Here is a 23187-nt window from a genome sequence, read left to right on the forward strand (position 1 = left end):
AGGGATGCCTTTCCCGGTTCCTCGATTGCACACGTTGTTAATCAGCTCACTTCATAGCAGAAGTTTTCGAACAACGGTATTCGAACGACGAATACTAAAAAACTTGTCACAGGAGAATAGTATGTTTTGTAATCAATGCGAGCAGACTGCCCAGGGAACCGGTTGTACCAAAATTGGTGTATGTGGAAAATCAGGTGATGTTGCAGCACTGCAGGATCTGCTCACCTATGCCGTTCAAGGCTTGTCACTGGTGGCAGTAGCAGGGAGAAAGGTTGGTCTCATCGACAACGCCATAGACCGTTTCAGCCTTGAAGCGATTTTCTCCTGTCTGACCAATGTCGATTTTGACCCGCTTCGCTTCCAGAACTGGATCAATAAAACCGTCGAATTACGCGACGCGTTAAAAGTAAAGGTGCTTGCTGCCGGCGGCACGGTCGACTTTGATGCACCTGCTGCATCATTTACCCCATCGTCGACTCTCGAAGGACTCACCGCCCAGGGGGAAGCGCTCGATTTCATGCACAAGCTCGACGATAACGAGGACCTTCGCTCCCTGAAACAGATCACCGTCTACGGCCTGCGCGGCCTTGCTGCCTACGGCGATCACGCCGCCATTCTCGGTCAGGAAGACGATGCAGTCTATACCTACGTCCATGAGACCATGGCGGAGCTGACCAAAAGCGGCCAGGACCTCGAACAGCTGGTTGGCCTGGCGTTGAAATGCGGCGAAGTGAACCTGAAGGCCATGGAACTGCTCGATGCCGGAAACACCGGCACCTACGGTCATCCAGTCCCCACGGAAGTGCCTCTTGGCGCCAAAGCCGGCAAGGCAATCCTGATATCCGGCCACGACCTGCGAGATCTGGAATTATTGCTGAAACAGACCGAAGGGAAAGGTATCAACATCTATACCCATGGGGAAATGCTGCCCTGCCACGGCTATCCTGAACTGAAGAAGTATAGCCATTTCTATGGCCATTACGGAACCGCCTGGCAGAATCAGCACAAGGAGTTTCCGCAATTCCCCGGGGCAATTCTCTTCACCACCAACTGCATCCAGAAGCCCGCCGACAACTATAAAGCGAACGTCTTTACTACCGGTCTGGTTGGCTGGCCCGGCCTCGTGCATATCGGCGAGGACAAAGACTTCACTCCGGTCATCGACCGTGCCCTGGCATTACCCGGTTTTGCGGCAGACAGCGACAAGGGCAGTGTTCTGGTCGGCTTTGCCCGCAATACCGTGCTTGGGGTTGCCGACAAGGTGATCGACGCGGTGAAAAACAAAGCAATCCGTCATTTCTTCCTGGTCGGCGGCTGTGACGGCGCCAAGCCCGGTCGTAACTACTACACCGAATTCGTCGAAAAAGTACCTGAAGACTGCATGATTTTGACCCTTGCCTGCGGCAAATTCCGGTTCTTTGACAAGAAACTCGGCGATATCGGCGGCATTCCCCGCCTTCTCGATGTCGGACAATGTAACGATGCCTACTCGGCGATCCAGATTGCCGTGGCACTGGCCGGTGCCTTCGAATGTGGTGTCAATGACCTGCCGCTGTCACTGGTGTTATCCTGGTATGAGCAGAAGGCCGTGGTTATCCTGCTGACCCTTTTTAGTCTCGGCATAAAAGATATCCGCCTCGGACCCTCGCTGCCCGCCTTTATTTCACCAAACGTGCTGAACGTTCTGGTGGAAAACTTTGCCTGTAAGCCTATCGCGGCGACCCCGGAGGAGGACCTCCAGGCCATCCTCGGGTAAAAGTTTTTACCCGGCAAGAGCGACAAGGCGCGGTATCGATTACGATACCGCGCCTTTTTTATGTTTGCACAACACCCGTGTCCGTCTCACCGCTTTGACAACATGAAATACAGAGAATATTTTTTGCACTATAAAAAAGGTTATTTGACCCAGATCAAAGATTTCCCGGCCGCCTGTGCTATTATAGAGACATAGGCTGCTGATTGCCGCACATCCAGGGTAGGAATGGAAAACATCCTTGCTTGCGCATCAGTTACAAACGACCTCAATCATCACCCGAACGAGAGGATACCAATATGAAAGCAGTAAGAAATATTATACAAATAGATGAAGAATTATGTGACGGTTGCGGACAGTGTGTACCCGATTGCGCCGAAGGTTCCTTGAAAATTATCGACGGCAAGGCCAGACTGGTCGCCGACAAACTCTGTGATGGCCTGGGCGCCTGTCTTGGTTCCTGCCCGACCGGAGCGTTGAAGGTTATCAAACGCGAAGCAGACGAATTTGACGAAGATGCGGTTGAGGCCTACCTTGCGGCAGAAAAGAAAAAGGCTGCCGCGCCACAGCCGGCAATGATGGATTGCGGCTGCGCCTCAACCCATATCCAGTCGTTTAAAACCGCCCCCCCGGTCGGCGGTTCGTCATGTCAGTCGGCCAATATTCCAACACAGATCCCGGCACACAACGCGGGCAGCTCGGCACTGACCCACTGGCCGGTACAGATTCGTCTCATCCCCGCCAACGCGCCTTTTTTGCAGAACGCCGATCTGCTGATCGCTGCGGACTGCACGGCAGTGGCGGCTCGAAATTTCCAGGCAACCTACCTGACCGGCAAGACGGTGATGATGGGCTGTCCTAAATTTGACGACGCGGAGAGCTATATCCAGAGATTTGCCGAAATTATCAGTACCTGTAATCTCAAAAGCCTGACGATTTTGATAATGGAGGTTCCCTGCTGTTCCGCCATGAACGTCATCGTCCAGAAAGCGATCGAAAGAGCCGGCAAGGCAGTTCCGGTGGAGCAGATTACCATTTCCACCAGAGGGGAAGAGCTGTCGAGAAAGACCTGGTAGGAAGGGAAAGGGGTGTGACGCATTCCGGGCGGCAAGTGTTCCGGCCGGAATGCGTTATTTATCCCAGCTCAGGTGAATTCCTGCCGGCGTCTCAAAAATACGGACACCTAACTGCTGCAGCAATTGAAAGAGCGGCCGGCCAAAATAGAACAGCTCTTCCCTGACGTTCAACTGAAAATCACCAATGGCCCTGGTGCGAAAGCGCAGATCAGCGCGCACCCGTTTTTCCAGTTCATTTTTCTGTTCCTCCGACAGCCGGCCGAAGTTGGCTTGAACACAGCCTAAATCATCACAGGGACAGATGCGTTCATGTTCCCTTATCGCCGCAACGAGGGGATCCCCGATCTCAAGGATATCGCAGCGGCTTAAGGTATCTTTTTCGACGAGAGCCAGGAGTTCCCGGGTATCCCAGCATTTGAGCACCCGGCAGGCATGGGGCCTGTCTGCATACACGGTGCAACCCGACTCTGCGTCATAGTAGCAGCAAGCCCATTGTCGCCCGGTACCGGCAATTTTCACCAGTTCAACCGCAACCGGCTGAATTTTTCCGGTCAACGGGTTAGATGCCAACTCCCCTTTCCGGAAGGTGATCAGGCCGCTCACTGGAATTTTGCCGCTTTTAATACGTTCAAGATCCTGGCTATGCAAAGCAGGCCCGCCCTGTTTACAGCAGTTGCCGCATTTCCTGCACGCTACCTGTTCAGTTGTCATGGATTTCCTCGGAAGTGTGCTTTCGATCCGGCAATCTCTTGCAAACCATCTACGGTTCCAGAAAGATAAAACCTTTTGACCGAAGAAGTTTATACACCTCTACCGGTTTTTGGCTATGTACCCGCATAAATATTTTTGTCACTTGATTTTTTTCAACCAGTCGAATCAATCGGCTGAGCAGAATGCCGTTTTGTTCAAGTAACAGTACAATTTCGCTCAAGATGTTCTCGCGATCATCGTCTTTAATGCCGATGAAAATCGACCCTTCTTCAGCGCCGCCGAACATCTTCCGATAGGCTGCGGTAAGGTCAAGGAGCGAGAAAATGCCGAGCACGACGTTGTCTTCACTGACAATTGGAATCCCGCCGACCTTATCTCGGTCAAAGATCACCAGTGCATCGTCCAGGGTCGCCTCGGGTCCGAGGGTAGAACACGAGGTGGTCATCATATCGGCAACCGTGGTTTTTTCTACCTGTTCAAAAGCCAGCAGTTTTTCCGCTCTTGAGGTTACGGATGACGGATATGCCGAGCGCAGATCCCTGTCGGAAACAATACCGATAAGTCTGTTGTCCCCGTCGACCACCGGCAGATGGCGGATGTTATATTCATTGAGCATCCGCCTGGCCTCCGGAAGTAAAACAGCGGAAGATATGGTCATCGGTCCGGACGTCATATATTCTGAAATATACATAATGCTACCCTTACCGACAGAGCCGGCCCTTTACGATTTATTTTCCTCTTCCTTCCCCAGTAGAACAATCCACCCAGTTGACAGTATAGCATACCGAATTCTAAAAAATGCCGAGAAAAGTAAAAATATCATTTAATGGTCAATGGTGTTTTTTCATGCCCCGGCACAATAAAAATTGCGCAGTCTTTGGTTGTGAAAAAATTGAAGGGTAGCTATAGTCGGGGCTTTGAAACTTTTTTCATCAAAGACAGATGTCTGTTTCCGTCTCGAATTGTTCAGCCGTATTTACAATATAATGCTCATAACTCTGTACAAATCAACGCTATGTCCACGCTGTCATTTAGCCGGAAAATATTTACGCGAAATAAGCGCCGCTGATCCGGAAATACAGGTGCAGGAAATAGATGTCCTGTCGGCTCCGCAGCAAAGCTGGAAGGCTGGCATCCGGATGATACCGGCCCTGAAGATCGACAGCCACATTTTATCGGCACTGTTTCTCAGCAGAAGCACCATTGCTCAGTTCATTGCCGGTCATAAATACTGAATGGGCGACCACCGACAAAAAAAGAAACAATCACCCATTCATTTCGGGGATCATTTCACAGCGACCTCAGCCATCTCAGCCACCTTCGAGTCCCGCGCGTATTTTTCCAACCGGTTCAAGCTGCTCAGAACGGCCTTTATCGAAGCAATAATAATATCCGTATCGACTCCCGTCCCCCAGCTCACCGCGCCATCTGGCGCTTCAATGGCAATGTACGCTGCCGCCTTTGCACTCGAACCACCATTCAAAGCATGCTCATGATAGCTGGTAAGGGTAAAATCTCCAGTGATTTCCCTCTTCAAGGCTGAACAAAAAGCGTCCAGAGGTCCATTACCTGAGGCCGAAACAGTCATTTCCCGGCCATGTACCAGCAGCGTGCATTCGACGTCCGCCTGTGACTTCTTCTCTCCTTTGCTGATATGCCGCTTGACTACATTGAACGATTCAAGCTCGTATGGATGGGATAAGGAAAGGTACTCGTTCTCGAAAGTTTCGAGAATTTCGCTGTGCATCAGTTCTCTTCCCTCTCGGTCGGTAACTGCCTGAATAATCTTGCCGAATTCCGGCTGCATGGCTTTCGGCAGTTTGAAACCATAATCTTTTTCCAGCACATAGGCTATGCCGCCTTTGCCTGACTGGCTGTTGATACGAATAATCGATTCGTATGTCCGGCCGACATCCGACGGATCTATCGGCAGATAGGGCACAGCCCATTCACCTGACTCACTGGTCTCATATTCATGCATTCCTTTGTTTATTGCATCCTGATGCGAACCGGAAAATGCCGTATAGACGAGTTCTCCGGCATAGGGGTGACGCGGATGGACCGGCAGGCGGCAGATCCGTTCATAGACCTCAATCAGGTTATTAATATCACTGATATCCAGTCCCGGATCAACGCCCTGGGTAAACATGTTCAATGCCAGCGTCAGGATATCCACATTCCCGGTCCGCTCACCGTTACCGAACAGCGTCCCTTCCACCCGCTCGCCGCCGGCCATCAATGCCAGTTCGGTGGCGGCGACAGCACATCCACGGTCATTATGCGTATGCAGGCTGATAATCGCCAAATCTCTCTTGGCCATGTTGCGGCAGAACCATTCGATCTGATCGGCATATATATTTGGCGTTGACAACTCGACTGTTGCCGGCAGATTAATAATCACCTTATTTTCCGGGGTTGGCTGGAGAACGCCCATCACCGCTTCACAGATTTCCAGGGCAAAAGCCAACTCGGTTCCGGTGAAGCTCTCGGGGGAATATTCATACCTGAAAACAGTTTCCGGATATTTCTTTTCTTCCTCCTTGAACAAAGCAGCGCCTTGCACGGCGAGACTGATTATCTCTTTTTTGCTCATTTTAAAGACTGCTCTTCGCTGCAGCGTCGATGTGGAATTGTACAGATGAACGACAACTTCTCTGGCGCCCTTCACTGATGCAAAGGTTTTTTTGATCAATTCGCCCCTTGCCGGGGTGAGGACTTGAATCAACACCCCTTCCGGAATGAGATTTTCCTCAATAAGCAGCCGGGTAAAATCAAACTCCACCTGCGATGCAGAGGGAAAACCTACTTCGATCTCTTTGAAGCCGAGTTGCAGAAGCAGAGCAAACATCTCCAGTTTCTTTTTCAGACTCATCGGCTGAATCAAGGCCTGGTTACCGTCGCGCAGATCAACGCTGCACCAGATTGGCGCCTTTTCTATCTTTTTCTCAGGCCATGTTCGGTTCGGTAAATTGATCGGTGGATAAGGGCGATATTTTTTTACTAATTCCGGTTTCATATGTTCTCCTCGATACGTTCTGTCCGTCCGATAAGTTCAAAAAAAAAGGCCACGGTTGAAAAACCGTGGCCTTTGAGGGTGTCTTGAGTTTTTTACAGCAGACTACAACTCCTCCTCCTCAGCCACGGATTTGGGCAGCAGAGAACCTAGTAGAAGAGAGAGTAGCGAGTTTATAAAGTTCATTCGTATTATTTTTAAATTTTAGAAATACTGATACTGAATGGTCAAATTACACATCATAGGCCGATGTTGTCAAGCAGGTTTTTTTTAAAAACCTAAAACACAGCGATCTTTTTATAATTTTCGCTGCCCCCCTCCGCAGCACCCTTTGCCGGTTGACAGATCCTGAGTTGACAGATATATTTTCTGTTCGTCTTAAATTCATCGGTTTTTCAATATGTTCTTCAATGCCGACGAAAGTTTTTCAATTATTATAAGGAAATACATTGATGGGGAAAATTACCGGATCCCAGGCAGTCGTGAAGTGTCTTGAGGAAGAGGGCGTAAAAATCATTTTTGGCTATCCAGGAGGTGCCGTCATCGACCTCTATGACGCATTGCTGGAGTCGAAGATCACCAATGTTCTGGTGAGACATGAGCAAGGCGCAGTGCACGCAGCTGATGGATTAGCCAGGGTGACCGGTGAAGTCGGTGTGGCCTTACTCACATCCGGCCCAGGAGCGACCAATGGCGTCACCGGAATCGCTACCGCCTACATGGATTCCGTGCCCCTTGTGGTATTAACCGGCCAGGTTCCCCGCGCCCTCATCGGCAACGACGCCTTTCAGGAAGTGGATATTGTCGGCATTACACGGCCGTGCACCAAACACAATTATCTGGTCGCCAAACCGGAAGATCTGGTGCCGACCATACGGGAAGCCTTCCATATTGCCCGCTCTGGTCGTCCCGGTCCAGTGCTGGTTGATCTGCCGAAAGATATTCTCGGTGGCCTGCTCACTTTTCCGGACCGACCTGTTATTAACATATTGAGCTATCAGCCGACATACAAGCCCCATCCCGTGCAGATTGAAAAGGCCTGTAAAAAAATAATAAAAGCAAAAAAACCGATACTCTATGTCGGGGGTGGGGTCATTTTATCCAACGCCTCCAAGGAACTCACCGAGCTGGCAGTAAAACTCAATATACCGGTAACCATGACCTTGATGGGCCTTGGTGCTTTTCCCGGCACCAGCGAGCTTTCCCTGGGTATGCTCGGCATGCACGGCACCTACACTGCGAACATGGCTGTTGCTGAATGTGACCTGTTGATAGCAGTCGGGGCACGGTTTGATGACAGAGTGACCGGCAAACTTGCCGAATTCGCCTCGAAGGCCGAGATCATCCATATCGACATCGACCCCACCTCCATCAGTAAAAATGTGAAGGTCGATGTCCCCATCGTTGCCGATTGCAAAAACGCTCTTGCCGCCATAAACGAATGGTTTAACACCAAGGCAAATGTCAGTCTGGAAGATGAGGCGGAAAGGCATCAACCATGGTTGGGTCTTATCCGCGAATGGACGGCAAAACATCCACTGTGCTACAAAGAAAACAACGACATCATCAAGCCGCAGTACGTCATCGAAACACTCCATAAACTTACCGGCGGCGAGGCCATTATAACCACCGAAGTGGGTCAGAATCAGATGTGGACTGCCCAGTTCTATCAATTTGACTACCCCCGCCATTTTGTTACCTCCGGTGGTCTGGGTACCATGGGCTTTGGCCTCCCTGCCGCCATAGGCGCTCAGATGGCCTTTCCGGACAAGATAGTCATTGATATTGCCGGCGACGGCTCTATCCAGATGAACATCCAGGAGCTGGCCACGGCAAAGCAATATAAATGTCCGATCAAGGTCGCCATTCTTAATAATAGTTATCTCGGCATGGTACGACAGTGGCAGGAACTGTTCTACGATAAACGCTACGCCTCGACAACCATGGATGTCACTCCCGACTTTGTCGAACTTGCCAGGGCCTACGGTGCCGTTGGTCTCAGAGCTACGACAAAAAGTGAGGTGATACCTGTTGTCAAAGAGGCCTTGGCGACTGATAATCTTGTCATTATGGACTTTAAGATTGAAAAGGAAGAAGGTGTGTACCCGATGGTTCCTGCCGGCAAAGGAAACACGGAGATGCTGCTTGTTTAAGGTGGCATCGACAAACTCATAAAAACTTCGATTACCGATGGATACGTAAAAAGCTTCATCTTGTTCGTTGTTACGACGCCATCAATTACTACAAAACTGAACCTACTCTACCCAGGATCACCTAGATGAAACACACGATTTCTGTATTACTGCAAAATAAACCGGGAGTTCTTTCCCGGGTAACCGGTCTTTTCAGTGGGCGCGGATTTAATATCGAAAGTCTCTGTGTCGCGGAAACTCTCGAACCCGGTGTTTCCTGTCTGACTGTCGTCTCCAGGGGTGATAATGCGATTATTGAGCAAATAACCAAGCAGCTCCATAAATTGATAGATGTCATCAAAGTGACTGACATAACAGATAAAGAATATGTCGAAAGAGAAATGGTGCTGATCCGGATGAAGGCCGAGGCACATACCCGCGCCGAGGTCCTGCGGGTCATTGATATCTTTCGGGGCAAGGTTGTCGATGTGAGTGCGAAGAGTTATGCGGTAGAACTCACCGGGTCCGCTTCAAAAATTCAGGCGGTCATTGATATCCTGCGTCCCATCGGCATCAAGGAAATCGTTCGGACCGGCATCATCGCCATGTCCCGGGCAAACAAAGCTAAATAATTCATCTCAAAAAGGGTACACATTTTCATGCTCACACCTCAAGTACCGGTCGCAAAGGAAGGGTACCCCTTTATCGCCTTTGCCGCTTTCTGCACCTTTGTTCTTGCCCTTCTTGAACTGCCGGCCGCGACAATACTTTTATTTATTGTCACTACGTTTGCCCTCTGCTTCTTTCGAGATCCAGAACGATTTGTGCCGACAGGTGACGATGCTCTGGTCTCCCCGGCGGATGGGAAAGTAATACAGGTGGAAAGGGTTCAGGAAAATCCATTTACAGAAATGGAGGCTCTCAAAATTTCAATATTCATGAATGTTTTCAATGTTCATGTCAATAGAATTCCCTTCCCGGGGAGAGTCGAGAAAATAGTCTACAAACCCGGCAAGTTCTATTCAGCGGACAGCGCGAAAGGCGGCTTGGAAAATGAATATTGCGCGGCGGTCATTGCCACCGCAGAAGGCAAGAAACTGGCCTTTGTCCAGATTGCGGGGCTTATTGCCAGAAGAATTGTGTGCTGGCTGGAACCGGGCGACGAAGTAATACGAGGCCGCCGGTTCGGCCTTATTCGCTTTGGCTCCAGAGTGGATCTCTACCTGCCCCTCGAAACCGAGGTACGCATCAAAATAGGTGACAAGGTCCGTGCGGGAGAAACTCTCCTCGGACGTCTCCGCCCATGATGGGTGCCCGACACAACCCCTTGTGAGGGGGAATTCCTTCACCTTTGATACACTTGACGTATTGCATCTATTATGCCCTGGCAAAACTCAATGCGTTTTTTCTGAAAATCCATACCATATCGATTACTTTTGAGAATTATTGGTGGAACGGCAAGAGGCCGCAAATTATTCACTCCTCCCCTGCACGAGAAATGCATTCGCCCTACCTCTGACCGGGCAAGAGAGGCCCTGTTCAATATACTCGGCAATCGAATCGTCGATGCGACGGTTCTTGATCTTTTTGCCGGTACAGGTGCATTGGGGCTTGAAGCCTTTAGCCGCCATGCCCGATTTATCGTCTTTATCGACAACAACCGCCTTGCACTGCAGCTCATCAAAAAGAACATTCTTCTCTGCCTCAACGGCTATAGAGGAGATTGCGGCATACGCGTGGTGCAGCATGATTTAACGAAAAGTATCCCAAAGCACAAACTGCCGCAGGAAACACATCAAGGATTCGATATTATTTTCGCCGATCCACCCTATGCGCAGAACATATCGTTTTCCGTGCTTGAATTTATAAACAATAGTAGCCTTTTAACCCAGAATGGCCTACTAATAGTCGAAGAGAAACATACCGTGGAATTGCCGACCTCCCTTGCAACACTCGAACTGATTGATAGACGAGTCTATGGCGAGACGGCCTTTTGTTTTTACAGATCATCGGCTGTCGCATAACATAGCCCGATGCAGGACAGACCTATCCCATTAATTTTCAGAAAGAGAATACAATGACCATCGAGGAACCCCGTAAACCATCCATCGCCATCTATCCGGGAACCTTTGACCCGATCACCATGGGTCATTTTGATATTATCGACAGGGCGCTCAACCTCTTTGACGAGGTTATTGTCGCGGTAGCCGTCAACTCGGCGAAAGATCCGGTTTTTAGCCTGAAAGAAAGAATCTGGATGATCGAAGAGTCTTTTAACGGCAGAAAACGCATTCAGGTACGCTCTGTTTCAGGACTGCTGGTCGACTATGCCTATCGGCACAATGCCAAGGCGATCGTTCGCGGGATTCGGGCTGTATCGGATTTTGACTATGAATTTCAATTGGCACTGATGAACCGGAAACTGAAAAGAGAAGTCGAATCGGTATTTCTGATGCCTGGTTTCCGCTGGATTTATATCAGTTCGTCGATCATTAAAGACGCGGCGAGAAATGGCGGCGACGTCAGCGACCTGGTGCCACCCCACGTCAATGACATGCTCATAAAGAAGTTTTCAACATCCAACCCATGAAAAAAACAAGCTGGACACAACAAAAGAACTCTTCGAGAAGAAAGTTTTTAACTCTTTTTGGGGCAGGAGCTTTTTTGTATCCTGTTTTGCAATTTGTCGGCTTTACGATTCCCAAAAAGCCAACGTATATAAACATCGACAAACCGGTACCGGCTGCCGGTTTTTTGGTCAATACGGCATTTATCCTCTTCGACCGCGATGACAAATGCTGGGCAGTGTCGCGCAAATGTACTCATTTAGGCTGCAAACTGAACTATCTTGAAGAAGAGGACATTCTCGAATGCCCCTGCCATCAGAGCCGCTTTCATGTCGAAACAGGAGAAGTCGTTAAGGGCCCGGCGCAAAAACCGCTCACCTTCTTTCCAGTCGAAAAAAGACAAGACGAACCTCTCTATGTTGTTACTACCTAAGTCTCTTTATCGACCCCTCACCATCTTTGTCCAATTTCTTTCCACCTTAAAAGAGCTCAAATGGGGTGCCTGGACACTGATAGCGTTCTATATTTCCCTGCTCTCCGGCATTATTGTCGGTCTGCAGTATGATTATCTCAATCCGTTCTACTCAACAACGGCGATTGATCTGCTCGCACCCTACGGCGGTTTTTTTCGATCATTACATTTCTATTCCAGCCAGTTTTTCTTTTTCTTTTGTTGTTTTCATTTGCTGGCGATTTACCAAAAAACGTCAAACTACAGCAGGATGGAATGGGTTCGGCTGATCGGCAGCCTTCCCCTCATCCTGCTGCTGCTCTTTACCGGCTATGTCCTCAGAGGAGACAATACCGGCTCTTCAGCAGGCATAATCGCTGAAAATATTATGCTGGCCATACCTGTTTTTGGACCTTCCCTCAATGACCTTTTTCTTTCCTTGTCTGACAGTGGCTTGAGAAAAGTGTACATCCACCATGTCATCGCCCTGGATCTTCTCCTGTTGATCTTTGCCTGGAATCATTTACGCACATACCGCATCAACGTTCGTGACTATATCCCTCTTATCGCGACAATACTGGTCTTTTCAGTTTTCATTTCGGCACCACTGGAGCCGGACCGTCTCGGCATAAGCTATATATCAGGACCGTGGTTTTTTCTCGGTCTTCAGGAACTGCTGCGCTACCTGTCTCCGCTCATCGCTGGAGTTACCATACCCCTTCTTTTTCTCCTGGCATTATTTTCAGCACACCCGGCAAATAAACATTTCAGGGCTATCGTCATAATAATTTGCCTGTCTCTTTGCAGCTACGCCCTTTTGTCCTCTATCGCCTGGCATCGATAAGTACTCATATAAAAAAGGGCTACCTCCCAAAAAGAGATAACCCTTTGCACTACTCGATGGTATTTTGTCTTATCCGAAAATTATGAATACTCACCTTTTAATTCTTTCTGCAACTCGGCGATTTCATTCTGCAGATTCCTACGCAGCGTTGAAATTTCCTGTTTAAGATCATCACTGGGTATTTCTGTATCCCCCACCCCGGATACTCCTCCCTGCTCTTTTTTTAATCCGGCCGGTTCTTTGGCTGTGTTTTGCTGATCTGCGAAGATCGGACTACCAATCGTCAGGGCAGCTTTATTTTATCGGATCTGCTCGAGCAGGAGTTCCTCTTGCCATTTCAAGACTTTTTCTGTTGCAGTGAACAGCATTTCCTGGTTATGCTGGAGATGATTCTCCTGCACTGCGGTCAGTCCGGCACAAACGGATTGCAGCAAAACATACGCATCGCTCTCTGAATCATAACGATTCTGATCAATATGCCTGGTAATAGTTGCCAATAACAGCAAAAAGGTTTTTTCCAGTGGCTTGTCCATGAGGCTTTGCCGTAGAGATTCGATCTCACGCCAAAGGCCCCGAATAACCTTATCATCGAGTTCAAGTCCAAGCGAATCGACACAGGTGCGCAATGGTCCATACATATCATCAGCGACGCCCGTTACCGGATGGGGCGCAGGTGTATGCAGAACCTTTTCAACGTCCCCCCCCTCTGCTTCGGCATACCATGCTGAGGCTACAAGAGCATCCTCAGCCTCGAACAATTCGCTGGAAGACCTTTGTTCAACTGTGCCGCGGGCATGTCCTGGAGCGACCGACTGTTCGATTTCTTCGACCAGTTCAAAGATGACCTCTTCTTCGTCAATATCCTCTGCTGATAAAGGAGCGACACCCTCCTCAGGCGTCTCCAAGAGTGAAGTAACGGACAACGTTATATCTGCCATCTTCGGTGCAGCAGAGAGGTGTGATTCAATTTCTTCGTCGAAGAAGCCGCCCAAGGTCCCGGCAAATTCATCATCAATAATTTTATTTTCCGGGGAACTCTCTAACGTTGCGGCATCATAGATACTCACTTCATCATTTTCGACAAGAGCGGGAGCCAGATCTCCTCCCATCAACGGCAGGGCTTCTTCCTCGGAATCATCATCGGCTTCAGTCTCGACATCTACCCCCTGCAGAACAACATCTCTATCCAATGCACTGAAATCAGGGCCTGCACTCTCTTGTTCCTCATCGACAAAATCGAAATCAAGAGAGCTTTCCACTTCTTCCTCGTCTGCAAGCAAGCCCTCTGCACTTTCATCAAAAGCGAACAACCCCTCATCCTGCACTATTTCTTCCTGAACAGAAGGTGATGGCCTGTCATCAATCACCGAGCTTAAAGCAGGAGCAATGGCCCGACTTGCTGATGGCCCGCCGTCTTCGAACTCGTCCTCATCGTCTGCCTCGACATCGACACCCTGGAGGGCAATTTCAGAATGTATTCCTGTTGCCGCGGCGGCACCGTCGTTGTGCACGGGGACATCGGGGCTTTGCCAGTTCTGTCCCGTGAAAAAACTTTCAATATGATCATTAATACTGCCGGAAGTGGTCAAACCGAGTTTTTTTGCCTCTTCTTCCGCCTGGAAACCGATGATTTCTTCCGGAAGATCGGCAAAAGCCGGTGCTATCACTGAACCCGCCGGGCTTTCATCTTCTGCGGTTTCTTGGTCAATTCGGCCGATCGCCTCCGGGGCAATGGTCGAACCTAACATCTTTTTAAAAGAGTTGAATTTCTCAACTGCCGGAAAAAGAATAGCTTTTTCTTCTTCCAGGCGCATTGATGTGGCAACTATTTTTTCGAGACTTTCATAAAAAAGATGTAATATGGTGAAGGCGTCGGCATGGGCATCGCTCTTTTTCAGTTTTATGTACGCCCCAAGGGTGCCGATGCCCTGCAAAAGTATAAGTTTCGGTCTACTGTCAGCAAACTTCTTCTCAAGGCGAACAACCTCCTGTCGCAGCTGATTGAGATCTTCGTCAGTGATCTCCCAATCAATGCCGAGGACGATGGCTTTGAGGTTCAAGAGATCTTTTTTGTGATCATTTCCTTCAATCTTTATCCCTGGAAACGGTTCTGCGGGTTGCATTTTATCAACACTCTCGGTGTGTTGACTGATATGACGTTTAAGACTTTCAAATCTTTTGACATCTTCCAGCAAAATTTCTTTTTTCTGCTCTTCGGTAAGATCATACGATGAAACGATTTTCTCAAGATTATGATAGAGCGTGAGAAGCAACTTAATGGCACTGGGATGAGAATCCGCCTTCTTTTGATAGATATACTTGCTGATTTTTTCCAGCGCCTGGACATAAATCAGATTTATTTTCTCATTGGCCCAGATATCCCGAAGATCTAACAGTTCCTCATTAAATTGCATGAGGATCTCATCGGTTATCTCCCAATCTATAGACAGAATGAGGCTTTTTAGCCGACTGATCGGCGATTGTTCGTCGTTGGAAAATTCGAAAAGATCAACCGAACCTGTGTAATATGAATCATCGTAGTCATCTGTTCCAACTGTCAAATCGTCGTCATATTGGTTTTCGGTATACTGTTTCACCACAGCTCTCTCTAGAGTAATTTTTTCTGTATTGAAATCACCGAGGAAGAGATAATTTTCTTCAGGGTCGCGGCAACATTATATCCGGTAATCGCACTTGCCTCAAAGTAAGGTACCCTCAGTCGGCTGTTGAGATCTTTTTCCAACACGGAGGTCGGGAGAATTGGAATTCCGTGTTCTTTTAGGTCAACTTTGTTGTACTGCATGACCAGAGGTATCCTGAAAATACTCTCCTTGTACGATTGAAGATTTTCATGCAACTGATTTAAGGAGCGAATATTTTTTTCGCGCTGCTTCTCCATCGCATCGGCGACAAAGACTATACCGTCCACACCTCTCAGGACCAGTTTTCGAGTTGCATTATATTTGACCTGTCCCGGCACGGTATAGAGCTGAATTTTTATATCATAGCCTTTGATCTTTCCCATATCAAAAGGAAGAAAATCAAAAAACAACGTCCTGTCCCCGTGGGTTTTAAGACTTACCATCTCGGAGGCGATCTGTTTACGGTACGTGCGGTTAATATATTCAAGATTGGTAGTTTTTCCGCACCGACCGGGTCCGTAGTACACGACCTTCACCTGAACAACTTTGTCCTTTAAGTTGATAAAACTCAACGTTCCACTCCCTCTCGTTTTTCCATTCAGAAAAATCAGCCCAATGCTTAACTACCCCGAGGCATCCGAGCCATAAAGCGGCTCGAATCTATTTTCTATCCCAAATATTACTTATTTTTTCAATAACATCCACCACATTCAAGCGAAGGAAACCAAGAGAGATGTCCTTGCCGAACATAGAAATAAGAAGAAGCTCATCGTCAATTTTGCTGAAATGGATATTCGAGTCCTGCCCCTTATGAAACAGCAGCGAAAACTCCTGTTCCCCAACGAGTTTGGCCATGGCATCAACCGTGGCAAAATTACCAGCCGCCAGTGCAGCAAAGGAATAGACGTCATACTTGCTTTCGCCGTTATCTTTTGCGGTAATTATATTTCCAGCCATGTCTATGATAATGACACAATCAACACCGAGTTTTATCAGTTTATCTGACAAAATCACATCTATCTGCTCGAGTTGCTCTTGACTGACGATCCCGTAATTCATGCCACAAACCTCATCTTAAATGTTGGGTGCTGGTATCAGCTTTTTTCGAAGGACAATTTAAAAAGTAAAACTTTTTACCTTTGCAAGGTATCTGTAATCGCATTTTTATAGTACATGCTATCGAAGCGTAAAAGTCAATGTGTCATGATATTTCTCTTACCACTATATGATAGTTTTTTAGCGATATGAAGATATATTTTATTTTTTTGGTCTAACTTTCATTCTCTATGAAAACCATAGGTAAATGTTGTTACTATGGTATTTTCAATTCCAACTGAAGCAGTACACTACCATTGAACGTTGATGGAAAATGGTAAATTGCGGCTTCCTGTGATTTTTGCTAAGAAAAGGTGGAGGAATTTCATTTGAACCCTAAGTTACAACCTCGAGGCAGCGACCTGCCACAGCTCACTGAGTCGTGTCAATTCATTGATACACACTGTCATCTGGATATGGCAGCATATGGTCATGATCTGGAAAAGGTGTTGCAGGTGGCATTGACCAGCCATATCCACAGAATCATTACCATTGGTATTGATCTGCCCAGTTCCAGGGAAGCTGTCGTTATTGCACGCAAGTATCCACAGGTATCAGCCACCATCGGCGTTCATCCGCATGACGTCGATACTCTCCAAACCAGTGACTATACCGAACTGGAACGGCTCTACCTGGATCATGCAAGGTACATTGTTGGTTTTGGCGAGATCGGTCTGGATTATGTAAAGCAATATTCCGACCCGGCACATCAGCGAACCCATTTCAAAAGACAGCTGGATCTGGCCCATGCACTTAAATTACCGGTAATTGTCCACAACAGAGAGGCCAACGACGATACTATTAAAATACTTCAAGAAGCAAAGCCACTTGATTACGGTGGAATTATGCATTGTTTCTCCGGGGATACTGCTTTTGCGCACAAAGTTTTAGACCTGGGGATGCTGATCTCGATCCCCGGTGTCGTGACCTTCAAGAATGCCGTTGTCCTGCACGAAGTGGCCCGAGACATCCCCCTTGAATCAATGGTCCTGGAAACGGATGGACCGTTTCTCGCTCCTCATCCATACCGAGGCAAGCGCAATGAGCCTGCGTATTTATTGTATACCGCAAAAAAAATTGCCGAACTTCGAAAAATAGACATCGAGCAACTCGCCAGACAAACCACAGCCAATGCTGAAAATCTTTTCAAATTCAACAGGAAATAATTCTTGCCATGATTTCAGAAAATATTCAGAGAATTAAGGAAAAAATTGCCGACGTTGCCATCAAGGCCGGCAGATCCCCGGAGGATATTCGACTGGTCGCAGTTTCCAAACGTTTTCCTGCCGCTGCAATAAGCGAGGCATATGCCGCTGGTCAGGTAATTTTCGGAGAAAATTATATTCAGGAAGTACAGGCAAAAAGAGACCAGACGCCGCCTGCGGTCATCTTTCACTTTATCGGCCATCTGCAAAGCAACAAAGCCAAGATAGCCGCGGCAACCTGTAATATGATTGAAACCGTCGATAGCCTGAAACTCGGCAAGGCCTTGAACAACCATCTCCAGACCCTCAACAAGACCATGGATGTGCTTATTCAGGTAAATATCGGCGATGATAGTCATAAGGCCGGCGTGAAAAGCAGTGAAACGGAAGAACTGCTCATTCAGTTGAACACCTTATCAAATATACGGGTGTGCGGCCTTATGACTATGCCGCCGTTAGTGGAAGATGCTGAACAGTCGCGACCATACTTTCAGAATCTACGGCTGCTGGCTGAAAATCTTATGCAGAAAGGACTCTTTCCAGCGATTGAAAAACCGGAACTGTCGATGGGCATGTCAAGCGATTTTCACATCGCCATTGCAGAGGGGGCAACTATTGTCCGAGTCGGTACGGCGATTTTCGGCCAACGTTGAGCCCAGAAAGGATAAAAAATGTAAAAAAAAGGGACCTGCTTGCGCGCAGATCCCTTTTACTCGGCAAACCAGAGAACTATTTTCTCTTTGAAGCTCGTTTGGCAGCCTTCAACGGGTTGATTCTGACCTTGATTATATTAATTTCCGGCTTTGCGTGGGTAGCAAAATTACAAAAGCCCAACTTCCATTTCGCTGCCGGATACAGATAGCTTTTACAGTACTGTACCTCTTCCTGTTCAACGATACGTCCACACCCTTCGCACTTATCTATAACAGGCTGAAAACGACCATCACTGTAATTTACTGTGGCCTGATTCTTCATATATTTATTCTCCAATCGGTCAATCACTTACCGGCGCACCAACCGCTCACGCCAGGAACAACAGTCGCGGCAAACCAACGACTGACATAGACAAATATTTAGCAATTTTTTAGTATACCAAGGCAGGTTACTGTAGACAAGCTTTTTTTATTGCCCAGCCTTTCATAATTGATTGGCAAACAGTGCATTTTCCCTCTATTTTTCTTTGCTAAAAAATGAATATCATTAAAACGCGTCCAACCTTGTATTCTGGAAAATCCTGATATACAATCGAAATTATTTGGTGTTTGTATTTATGTAAAGGACTGATGTTTTTCAGATAAGACATCCGCTAACTCGGAGACAAAAATGCCTGTTTATGTATGGAAGGGAAAAAACTCTTACGGTGAAAAAAGAAAGGGAGAACTGGAAGCTCCCGATCAGGCAGCAGCACTGGCCCAGGTCAAACGATTAAGAATTTCCAACCCCGTTGTAAAGGAAAAGCCTAAGGATCTTTTTGCAAATATCTCCATCTTCAAACCCAAGGTTTCAGGTAAAGACATCGTTATTTTTACCAGACAGCTGTCAACGATGATTAATGCCGGTCTCCCTTTGGTCCAGGGTATCGAAATTTTGGAGAAACAGCAAAGCAATCCGACTTTTAAAACTGCCCTTGGGGAAATCAGGCAAGATGTCGAGGCCGGGTCAACGCTGGCTGACTCAATGCGCAAGAAACCGAAAGTCTTTGACAACCTTTTCACCAACATGATCGAGGCGGGTGAAACCGGTGGTATTCTCGACACCATTCTAGGCCGCCTGGCCACGTTCATGGAAAAATCCATGGCCCTGAAAAAGAAGATCAAGGGCGCCATGACCTATCCAACCATCTGTCTGGCAATTTCCTTGCTCATCCTGGTCATCATCCTGGTATTTGTTGTTCCAGTTTTCTCAAAAATGTTTGAAGATTTTGGCTCGTCTCTGCCGGTGCCGACGCAAATTGTAGTAAATCTCAGTGAATTTTTTAAAAATAATATTATGTATATCTTCATGGCACTCTTTATTGTGGTTATGATTATTAAAAAAATTTACGGCACGGAAAAGGGCAGATTCACAATAGACAAAGGACTGCTCAATGCTCCGGTTATCGGCATTTTACTGCGAAAAGTGGCCGTGGCCAAATTTACCAGAACGCTCAGCACCATGCTCCAAAGTGGTGTTCCTATTCTCGAGGCTCTCCAGGTTGTCGCCAAAACCGCCGGCAATAAAGTTATTGAAAAAGCGGTCTTCAGGGTTGGTGATTCCATAGCCGAAGGACGGCCGATCGCCGAACCGTTAGAGGAGTGCGGAGTGTTCCCCAATATGGTTGTCCAAATGATCAACGTCGGCGAAACCGTTGGGGCACTCGACGCCATGCTGGAAAAAATTGCCGATTTTTATGATGAGGAAGTTGACCAGGCGGTCGAGAATCTGACGGCCATGATCGAACCTTTTATGATGGTATTTCTAGGTGGGATGATCGGCGCTCTTGTCGTCGCGATGTATCTGCCCATTTTCAAGATTGCCTCGGTTGTCTAGTACATAAACTAGGGACAAGCTCCTTTCTTTACAAGAAGATTTGACTTTCTCCATCTAAAGTTTATTGTTAGAAAAAATCGTATGCTAACGACAGACAACCATGGAGGGAATATGACTCTTACCAAGGCGGACTTAGTGCAGCAGGTATATAAAAATCATGAAGGCCTGACGAAGGCGCAGGCAAGTGATTCTGTGGAGGCATTTCTTCGTATTTCAAAAAATTCGCTTATAAACGGTTCTGATCTTCTGTTAAGCGGATTCGGTAAATTTAATGTGAAATACAAAAGTCCGAGGAGAGGGCGCAATCCGCAGACAGGTGATGAACTGACCCTCGATGCACGGCGAGTCGTCACCTTTAAGCCTTCAGGGATACTTCGCGAAAAAATCAACGCAGGCTGATGCGATGTGAGAGGGTAATCTGCCCTCTCACCCCTGTGATTCTGGTATACATTTGAACAGCTCGCTGGGTAAAAATAGCTTACGCCGAGTAATTCCTTAAAATCCTGCGTTAATTTCTCAGGTTGTATCTAACCTTCTCTTCTGCAAGCAAAACATGTCTCTCTCCTACCAGTCCATACCTCTGGATGCTATCAATTTCACTCCTGCCTGGAATTTACACCCTTGGGAATACAGGGTTATTCCACCGGAGTTACAGGAAAATTTGACGCTGAATGGCGTTATTCATCCTCCCCTTGTCATTGCTGATGCTGCAGATACCTTTGCAATAGTCTCCGGGGCAAGGCGCATAGAATTTGTAAGAAGATCGAGTGACCCGTCGCCCATTGACTGTCTGGTGGTGGATAAAGATGCACCTCCCAGCAGCATTTTAAATCTCATTTTGGCTGATCAGAGTTGTGTCTCCCCCCTTTCTCTGGCGGAAAAGGCCCGGTTCATCGAAATCGCTCGTCAATTTTTAAAGATGGAAGATATTGCCACCCTTTTCAGGACAAAACTGCAGTTAAAAAATGGCCGATCCGCTCTGCCGGATGTGCTGAAAATTCTCCAGCAAGATGAGAAAATCATCAGAGAAATCCATGCGGGTCGATTGCAGGAGAGAATGGTGGCGGAGATTCTTTCCCTCCCGGAGGAAAGTGACAGACTGACATTGGTACAATTATTCAAAGACCTGGGCATGGGAGATGGCAAACAGAAGAAGTTTTTCTATCTTCTCCGGGATATCGCCTTCCGAGAGGGATCATCGATCACTGCCTATTTACAAAAAGAGGATATCAGAGCAATCCTCGACCATGCTGAATTGAACATTCCACAGCAGATACATCATCTTGGCAGCCTCTTGCAGCAGGAGATACATCCCTCATCTGCACTCGCCGAAGGGGTCTTTGCCAAACAGGTGAGGACCTTGCAACTCCCGGCAAACTATGCAATTTCCCATTCTCCTTCCTTTGAAAAAGACGAAATTACTCTGTCTATCACCTTCAAAAATTTTGCTGAGTGCCAACACTACCTCAGTCACAAGTCGGAACCTATTCCTTAAGGGATAACGTTACGGATAACTCAGCTGCCCGGAGAGCAACATATCGTCGCCAAGAGGTTTATAGGTAAGATGAACCAGTCGCGGAGCAGCGAGACGATTTTCTACCTGATATCCCTCAATCAAAGGAACACCACGATCGCCGGCAAAGAGCGGTGCATAAAAAAGATGTGCGTAATCAAACAGTTTTTCACGAAGAAAAGCGCCATGCAGCCGGGCTCCCCCTTCAACCAGAACGGAACAGATATTTTCCCTGCCGAGCACTTTAAGCAGTGACAGGAGATCCAGACCTTTTTCGTTACGATTAATGGCAATCACCCTGATGCCACGCCGGACAAACTCGTTTTTATTCAATTCTGGTGCATCTGTTGCACAAATAACCCAGGTAGGTGCCGGCGAATCCAGGTGATAGACCTTGGAGTCAAGTGATGTCGACAGATCACTGTCGAGAATAATGCGGATTGGATCATGCGATCGGCCACGTGAAAGCCTGGTCGTCAGGGAGGGATTATCAATTTCGACGGTATTTCTGCCGACAAGGATGGCATCAACGGTATTTCGCAGTTTGTGTACCGCATGCGCCGATTTTTCACCAGTAATCCAGCCACTGTGGCCATGCTGATAATTCAACCGCCCATCAAGGCTCACTCCGGCCTTCATTATAGTCCAGGGCATCCCCTGGGTGATGTGCTTGATAAAGGGGAAGTTCAGTGCTCTGCACTCCTGTTCGAGGACACCACTGGTCACCTCGATCCCGTTGCCTCTCAAAAAATCAATACCACTGCCATTGACCAGCGGGTTTGGATCAGTCATACCGACCACCACCCGTGCGAAGCCGGCCTCCAGAAGAGCCCGGCTGCACGGTGGTGTTTTACCGGTATGATTGCACGGTTCAAGCGTTACATAGATAGTTGTCCCGACTACTGATTGAGAAGAGTGCCGGATAGCCTGTATTTCGGCATGTGCAGTTCCGGCTTTTTCATGATACCCTTTGGCAATTACCCTGTCGTCTTTGACAATGACCGCACCGACGCAGGGATTGGGCGAGGTCCGCCCCAATCCTTTACGAGCCTCTTTAAGGGCCAGACGCATGAAACGATTATCCTGTTTTGCCTTCATCTTTTCCTCTTGAATCAAGCAGTGTTTTCAGTTCATCCATAAACTCATTGACATCCTTAAACTGCCGATACACTGATGCAAACCTGACATAGGCGACTTCATCAAGACGAGGCAGGCCTTCCATGACCCATTCGCCTACTACCTCGGAGCGAATTTCTTTTGCTCCATAATCCTGCAGCTTATGTTCAATTTCGTCGGCAAATTCATCGATTTTATCTCGACTGACGTTTCGTTTCTCACACGCTTTTTCAAGCCCGACAATAAGCTTGTGTCGATCCCATCCCTCGCGTCGACCGTCCTTTTTCACCAGCATGGGTAACATGACTTCAAGCCGTTCGTAGGTGGTAAATCTCTGATCACAGGCCAAACACTCTCTTCTTCGTCTGGTGATCGTTGCATCCTTATTCAGACGTGAATCAATCACTCGATTATCCAGATGCTCACAATATGGGCATTTCATTGAACACCTCCTATGGAAACAGATATTTTGCAAACATTCAATCGACTCCGATTCCGGGTAATGAATACATTACCAGTATGGCAAAGAGATACCATCAG

Annotated in this window: 24 protein-coding genes; 15 read left to right on the forward strand and 9 right to left on the reverse strand. The window is 47.7% G+C overall.

The genetic code is table 11. The features are described 5' to 3' along the window. Positions 1–121 precede the first annotated feature (121 nt). Both hcp and ACYQ8U_RS06215 read left to right on the forward strand, forming a co-directional pair. Positions 122–1756, forward strand: coding sequence for a hydroxylamine reductase (gene hcp / locus ACYQ8U_RS06210; protein WP_459944660.1), 1635 nt, complete (start codon positions 122–124; stop codon positions 1754–1756). Positions 1757–2052: 296 nt separating this feature from the next. Then, positions 2053–2829 carry an ATP-binding protein gene (locus ACYQ8U_RS06215; RefSeq protein WP_459944661.1) on the forward strand — a complete coding sequence of 259 codons (777 nt, stop codon included), beginning with the start codon at positions 2053–2055 and terminating at the stop codon, positions 2827–2829. A 54-nt stretch (positions 2830–2883) separates the two neighbouring features. Here the strand turns inward: ACYQ8U_RS06215 and ACYQ8U_RS06220 are convergent, their stop codons facing one another. Beyond that, positions 2884–3540 (reverse strand): YkgJ family cysteine cluster protein, encoded by a 657-nt coding sequence (locus tag ACYQ8U_RS06220; RefSeq protein WP_459944662.1) that lies wholly within the window; start codon positions 3538–3540, stop codon positions 2884–2886. A gap of 49 nt (positions 3541–3589) precedes the next feature. Then, entirely contained in the window at positions 3590–4231 is a 642-nt protein-coding gene (locus ACYQ8U_RS06225) for a CBS domain-containing protein (protein ID WP_459944663.1), read from the reverse strand. Between the two features lie 391 nt (positions 4232–4622). Between ACYQ8U_RS06225 and ACYQ8U_RS06230 the strand changes: the two genes are divergently transcribed. After that, positions 4623–4775, forward strand: a complete 153-nt coding sequence (locus tag ACYQ8U_RS06230; RefSeq protein WP_459944664.1) for a hypothetical protein — start codon at positions 4623–4625, stop codon at positions 4773–4775. A 50-nt stretch (positions 4776–4825) separates the two neighbouring features. On the opposite strand, the gene leuA is transcribed toward ACYQ8U_RS06230, so the two are convergent. Further along, positions 4826–6556 (reverse strand): 2-isopropylmalate synthase, encoded by a 1731-nt coding sequence (leuA, locus tag ACYQ8U_RS06235; protein ID WP_459944665.1) that lies wholly within the window; start codon positions 6554–6556, stop codon positions 4826–4828. Between the two features lie 449 nt (positions 6557–7005). On the opposite strand from leuA, the gene ilvB reads away from it, so the two are divergent. From ilvB to ACYQ8U_RS06270, 7 genes are all read left to right on the forward strand, one after another. Continuing rightward, positions 7006–8706 carry a biosynthetic-type acetolactate synthase large subunit gene (ilvB, locus tag ACYQ8U_RS06240; protein ID WP_459944666.1) on the forward strand — a complete coding sequence of 567 codons (1701 nt, stop codon included), beginning with the start codon at positions 7006–7008 and terminating at the stop codon, positions 8704–8706. 125 nt (positions 8707–8831) lie between these two features. Then, positions 8832–9317, forward strand: a complete 486-nt coding sequence (gene ilvN, locus ACYQ8U_RS06245; protein ID WP_459944667.1) for an acetolactate synthase small subunit — start codon at positions 8832–8834, stop codon at positions 9315–9317. A gap of 27 nt (positions 9318–9344) precedes the next feature. Next, positions 9345–9992, forward strand: coding sequence for a phosphatidylserine decarboxylase family protein (locus ACYQ8U_RS06250; RefSeq protein WP_459944668.1), 648 nt, complete (start codon positions 9345–9347; stop codon positions 9990–9992). A 129-nt stretch (positions 9993–10121) separates the two neighbouring features. Beyond that, positions 10122–10709, forward strand: coding sequence for a 16S rRNA (guanine(966)-N(2))-methyltransferase RsmD (gene rsmD / locus ACYQ8U_RS06255; protein ID WP_459944669.1), 588 nt, complete (start codon positions 10122–10124; stop codon positions 10707–10709). 53 nt (positions 10710–10762) lie between these two features. After that, positions 10763–11275 carry a pantetheine-phosphate adenylyltransferase gene (coaD, locus tag ACYQ8U_RS06260; protein ID WP_459944670.1) on the forward strand — a complete coding sequence of 171 codons (513 nt, stop codon included), beginning with the start codon at positions 10763–10765 and terminating at the stop codon, positions 11273–11275. Then, a complete protein-coding gene (locus ACYQ8U_RS06265; RefSeq protein ID WP_459944671.1) occupies positions 11272–11685 on the forward strand; it encodes a QcrA and Rieske domain-containing protein in 414 nt (137 codons plus the stop codon). The genes coaD and ACYQ8U_RS06265 overlap by 4 nt, the downstream gene beginning before the upstream one ends. Further along, positions 11669–12547, forward strand: coding sequence for a cytochrome b N-terminal domain-containing protein (locus ACYQ8U_RS06270; protein ID WP_459944672.1), 879 nt, complete (start codon positions 11669–11671; stop codon positions 12545–12547). Before ACYQ8U_RS06265 ends, ACYQ8U_RS06270 begins: the two co-directional genes overlap by 17 nt. Before the next feature lie 299 nt (positions 12548–12846). On the opposite strand, the gene ACYQ8U_RS06275 is transcribed toward ACYQ8U_RS06270, so the two are convergent. The 3 genes from ACYQ8U_RS06275 to ACYQ8U_RS06285 all read right to left on the reverse strand — a co-directional run bounded on the left by ACYQ8U_RS06275 (position 12847) and on the right by ACYQ8U_RS06285 (position 16248). Beyond that, a complete protein-coding gene (locus ACYQ8U_RS06275; protein WP_459944673.1) occupies positions 12847–15144 on the reverse strand; it encodes a hypothetical protein in 2298 nt (765 codons plus the stop codon). Positions 15145–15155: 11 nt separating this feature from the next. Beyond that, positions 15156–15761, reverse strand: a complete 606-nt coding sequence (locus ACYQ8U_RS06280) for a GTP-binding protein (protein WP_459944674.1) — start codon at positions 15759–15761, stop codon at positions 15156–15158. An 88-nt stretch (positions 15762–15849) separates the two neighbouring features. Further along, entirely contained in the window at positions 15850–16248 is a 399-nt protein-coding gene (locus tag ACYQ8U_RS06285) for a roadblock/LC7 domain-containing protein (protein WP_459944675.1), read from the reverse strand. 365 nt (positions 16249–16613) lie between these two features. Between ACYQ8U_RS06285 and ACYQ8U_RS06290 the strand changes: the two genes are divergently transcribed. Together ACYQ8U_RS06290 and ACYQ8U_RS06295 are read left to right on the forward strand one after the other, a co-directional pair. Further along, the gene (locus ACYQ8U_RS06290) at positions 16614–17450 is read left to right on the forward strand and encodes a TatD family hydrolase (protein ID WP_459944676.1); all 837 of its coding nucleotides are present in this window, start codon (positions 16614–16616) and stop codon (positions 17448–17450) included. An 8-nt stretch (positions 17451–17458) separates the two neighbouring features. Beyond that, a complete protein-coding gene (locus ACYQ8U_RS06295; protein WP_459944677.1) occupies positions 17459–18142 on the forward strand; it encodes a YggS family pyridoxal phosphate-dependent enzyme in 684 nt (227 codons plus the stop codon). A 76-nt stretch (positions 18143–18218) separates the two neighbouring features. On the opposite strand, the gene ACYQ8U_RS06300 is transcribed toward ACYQ8U_RS06295, so the two are convergent. Then, a complete protein-coding gene (locus ACYQ8U_RS06300) occupies positions 18219–18464 on the reverse strand; it encodes a PxxKW family cysteine-rich protein (protein ID WP_459944678.1) in 246 nt (81 codons plus the stop codon). Positions 18465–18812: 348 nt separating this feature from the next. Here ACYQ8U_RS06300 and ACYQ8U_RS06305 point away from each other — a divergent pair, with 348 nt between their 5' ends. From ACYQ8U_RS06305 to ACYQ8U_RS06315, 3 genes are all read left to right on the forward strand, one after another. Next, positions 18813–20018 carry a type II secretion system F family protein gene (locus tag ACYQ8U_RS06305; protein WP_459944679.1) on the forward strand — a complete coding sequence of 402 codons (1206 nt, stop codon included), beginning with the start codon at positions 18813–18815 and terminating at the stop codon, positions 20016–20018. 111 nt (positions 20019–20129) lie between these two features. Beyond that, positions 20130–20417 (forward strand): integration host factor subunit alpha, encoded by a 288-nt coding sequence (locus ACYQ8U_RS06310; RefSeq protein ID WP_459944680.1) that lies wholly within the window; start codon positions 20130–20132, stop codon positions 20415–20417. A gap of 154 nt (positions 20418–20571) precedes the next feature. Further along, positions 20572–21513 (forward strand): hypothetical protein, encoded by a 942-nt coding sequence (locus ACYQ8U_RS06315; RefSeq protein ID WP_459944681.1) that lies wholly within the window; start codon positions 20572–20574, stop codon positions 21511–21513. Between the two features lie 9 nt (positions 21514–21522). Here the strand turns inward: ACYQ8U_RS06315 and ribD are convergent, their stop codons facing one another. Beyond that, positions 21523–22629 (reverse strand): bifunctional diaminohydroxyphosphoribosylaminopyrimidine deaminase/5-amino-6-(5-phosphoribosylamino)uracil reductase RibD, encoded by a 1107-nt coding sequence (gene ribD, locus ACYQ8U_RS06320; protein ID WP_459944682.1) that lies wholly within the window; start codon positions 22627–22629, stop codon positions 21523–21525. Beyond that, a complete protein-coding gene (gene nrdR / locus ACYQ8U_RS06325; RefSeq protein WP_459944683.1) occupies positions 22610–23089 on the reverse strand; it encodes a transcriptional regulator NrdR in 480 nt (159 codons plus the stop codon). Before nrdR ends, ribD begins: the two co-directional genes overlap by 20 nt. Positions 23090–23187: the final 98 nt, after the last annotated feature.

It is taken from the genome of Desulfocastanea catecholica, assembly GCF_054657295.1.

What these genes read in the sequence shown, in the direction of transcription:
- hcp (WP_459944660.1), top strand. Translation starts at nt 122, where the DNA reads ATGTTTTGTAATCAATGCGAGCAGACTGCCCAGGGAACCGGTTGTACC.
- ACYQ8U_RS06215 (WP_459944661.1), top strand. Translation starts at nt 2,053, where the DNA reads ATGAAAGCAGTAAGAAATATTATACAAATAGATGAAGAATTATGTGAC.
- ACYQ8U_RS06220 (WP_459944662.1), bottom strand. Translation starts at nt 3,540, where the DNA reads ATGACAACTGAACAGGTAGCGTGCAGGAAATGCGGCAACTGCTGTAAA.
- ACYQ8U_RS06225 (WP_459944663.1), bottom strand. Translation starts at nt 4,231, where the DNA reads ATGTATATTTCAGAATATATGACGTCCGGACCGATGACCATATCTTCC.
- leuA (WP_459944665.1), bottom strand. Translation starts at nt 6,556, where the DNA reads ATGAAACCGGAATTAGTAAAAAAATATCGCCCTTATCCACCGATCAAT.
- ilvB (WP_459944666.1), top strand. Translation starts at nt 7,006, where the DNA reads ATGGGGAAAATTACCGGATCCCAGGCAGTCGTGAAGTGTCTTGAGGAA.
- ilvN (WP_459944667.1), top strand. Translation starts at nt 8,832, where the DNA reads ATGAAACACACGATTTCTGTATTACTGCAAAATAAACCGGGAGTTCTT.
- ACYQ8U_RS06250 (WP_459944668.1), top strand. Translation starts at nt 9,345, where the DNA reads ATGCTCACACCTCAAGTACCGGTCGCAAAGGAAGGGTACCCCTTTATC.
- coaD (WP_459944670.1), top strand. Translation starts at nt 10,763, where the DNA reads ATGACCATCGAGGAACCCCGTAAACCATCCATCGCCATCTATCCGGGA.
- ACYQ8U_RS06265 (WP_459944671.1), top strand. Translation starts at nt 11,272, where the DNA reads ATGAAAAAAACAAGCTGGACACAACAAAAGAACTCTTCGAGAAGAAAG.
- ACYQ8U_RS06270 (WP_459944672.1), top strand. Translation starts at nt 11,669, where the DNA reads ATGTTGTTACTACCTAAGTCTCTTTATCGACCCCTCACCATCTTTGTC.
- ACYQ8U_RS06285 (WP_459944675.1), bottom strand. Translation starts at nt 16,248, where the DNA reads ATGAATTACGGGATCGTCAGTCAAGAGCAACTCGAGCAGATAGATGTG.
- ACYQ8U_RS06295 (WP_459944677.1), top strand. Translation starts at nt 17,459, where the DNA reads ATGATTTCAGAAAATATTCAGAGAATTAAGGAAAAAATTGCCGACGTT.
- ACYQ8U_RS06300 (WP_459944678.1), bottom strand. Translation starts at nt 18,464, where the DNA reads ATGAAGAATCAGGCCACAGTAAATTACAGTGATGGTCGTTTTCAGCCT.
- ACYQ8U_RS06305 (WP_459944679.1), top strand. Translation starts at nt 18,813, where the DNA reads ATGCCTGTTTATGTATGGAAGGGAAAAAACTCTTACGGTGAAAAAAGA.
- ACYQ8U_RS06310 (WP_459944680.1), top strand. Translation starts at nt 20,130, where the DNA reads ATGACTCTTACCAAGGCGGACTTAGTGCAGCAGGTATATAAAAATCAT.
- ACYQ8U_RS06315 (WP_459944681.1), top strand. Translation starts at nt 20,572, where the DNA reads ATGTCTCTCTCCTACCAGTCCATACCTCTGGATGCTATCAATTTCACT.
- ribD (WP_459944682.1), bottom strand. Translation starts at nt 22,629, where the DNA reads ATGAAGGCAAAACAGGATAATCGTTTCATGCGTCTGGCCCTTAAAGAG.
- nrdR (WP_459944683.1), bottom strand. Translation starts at nt 23,089, where the DNA reads ATGAAATGCCCATATTGTGAGCATCTGGATAATCGAGTGATTGATTCA.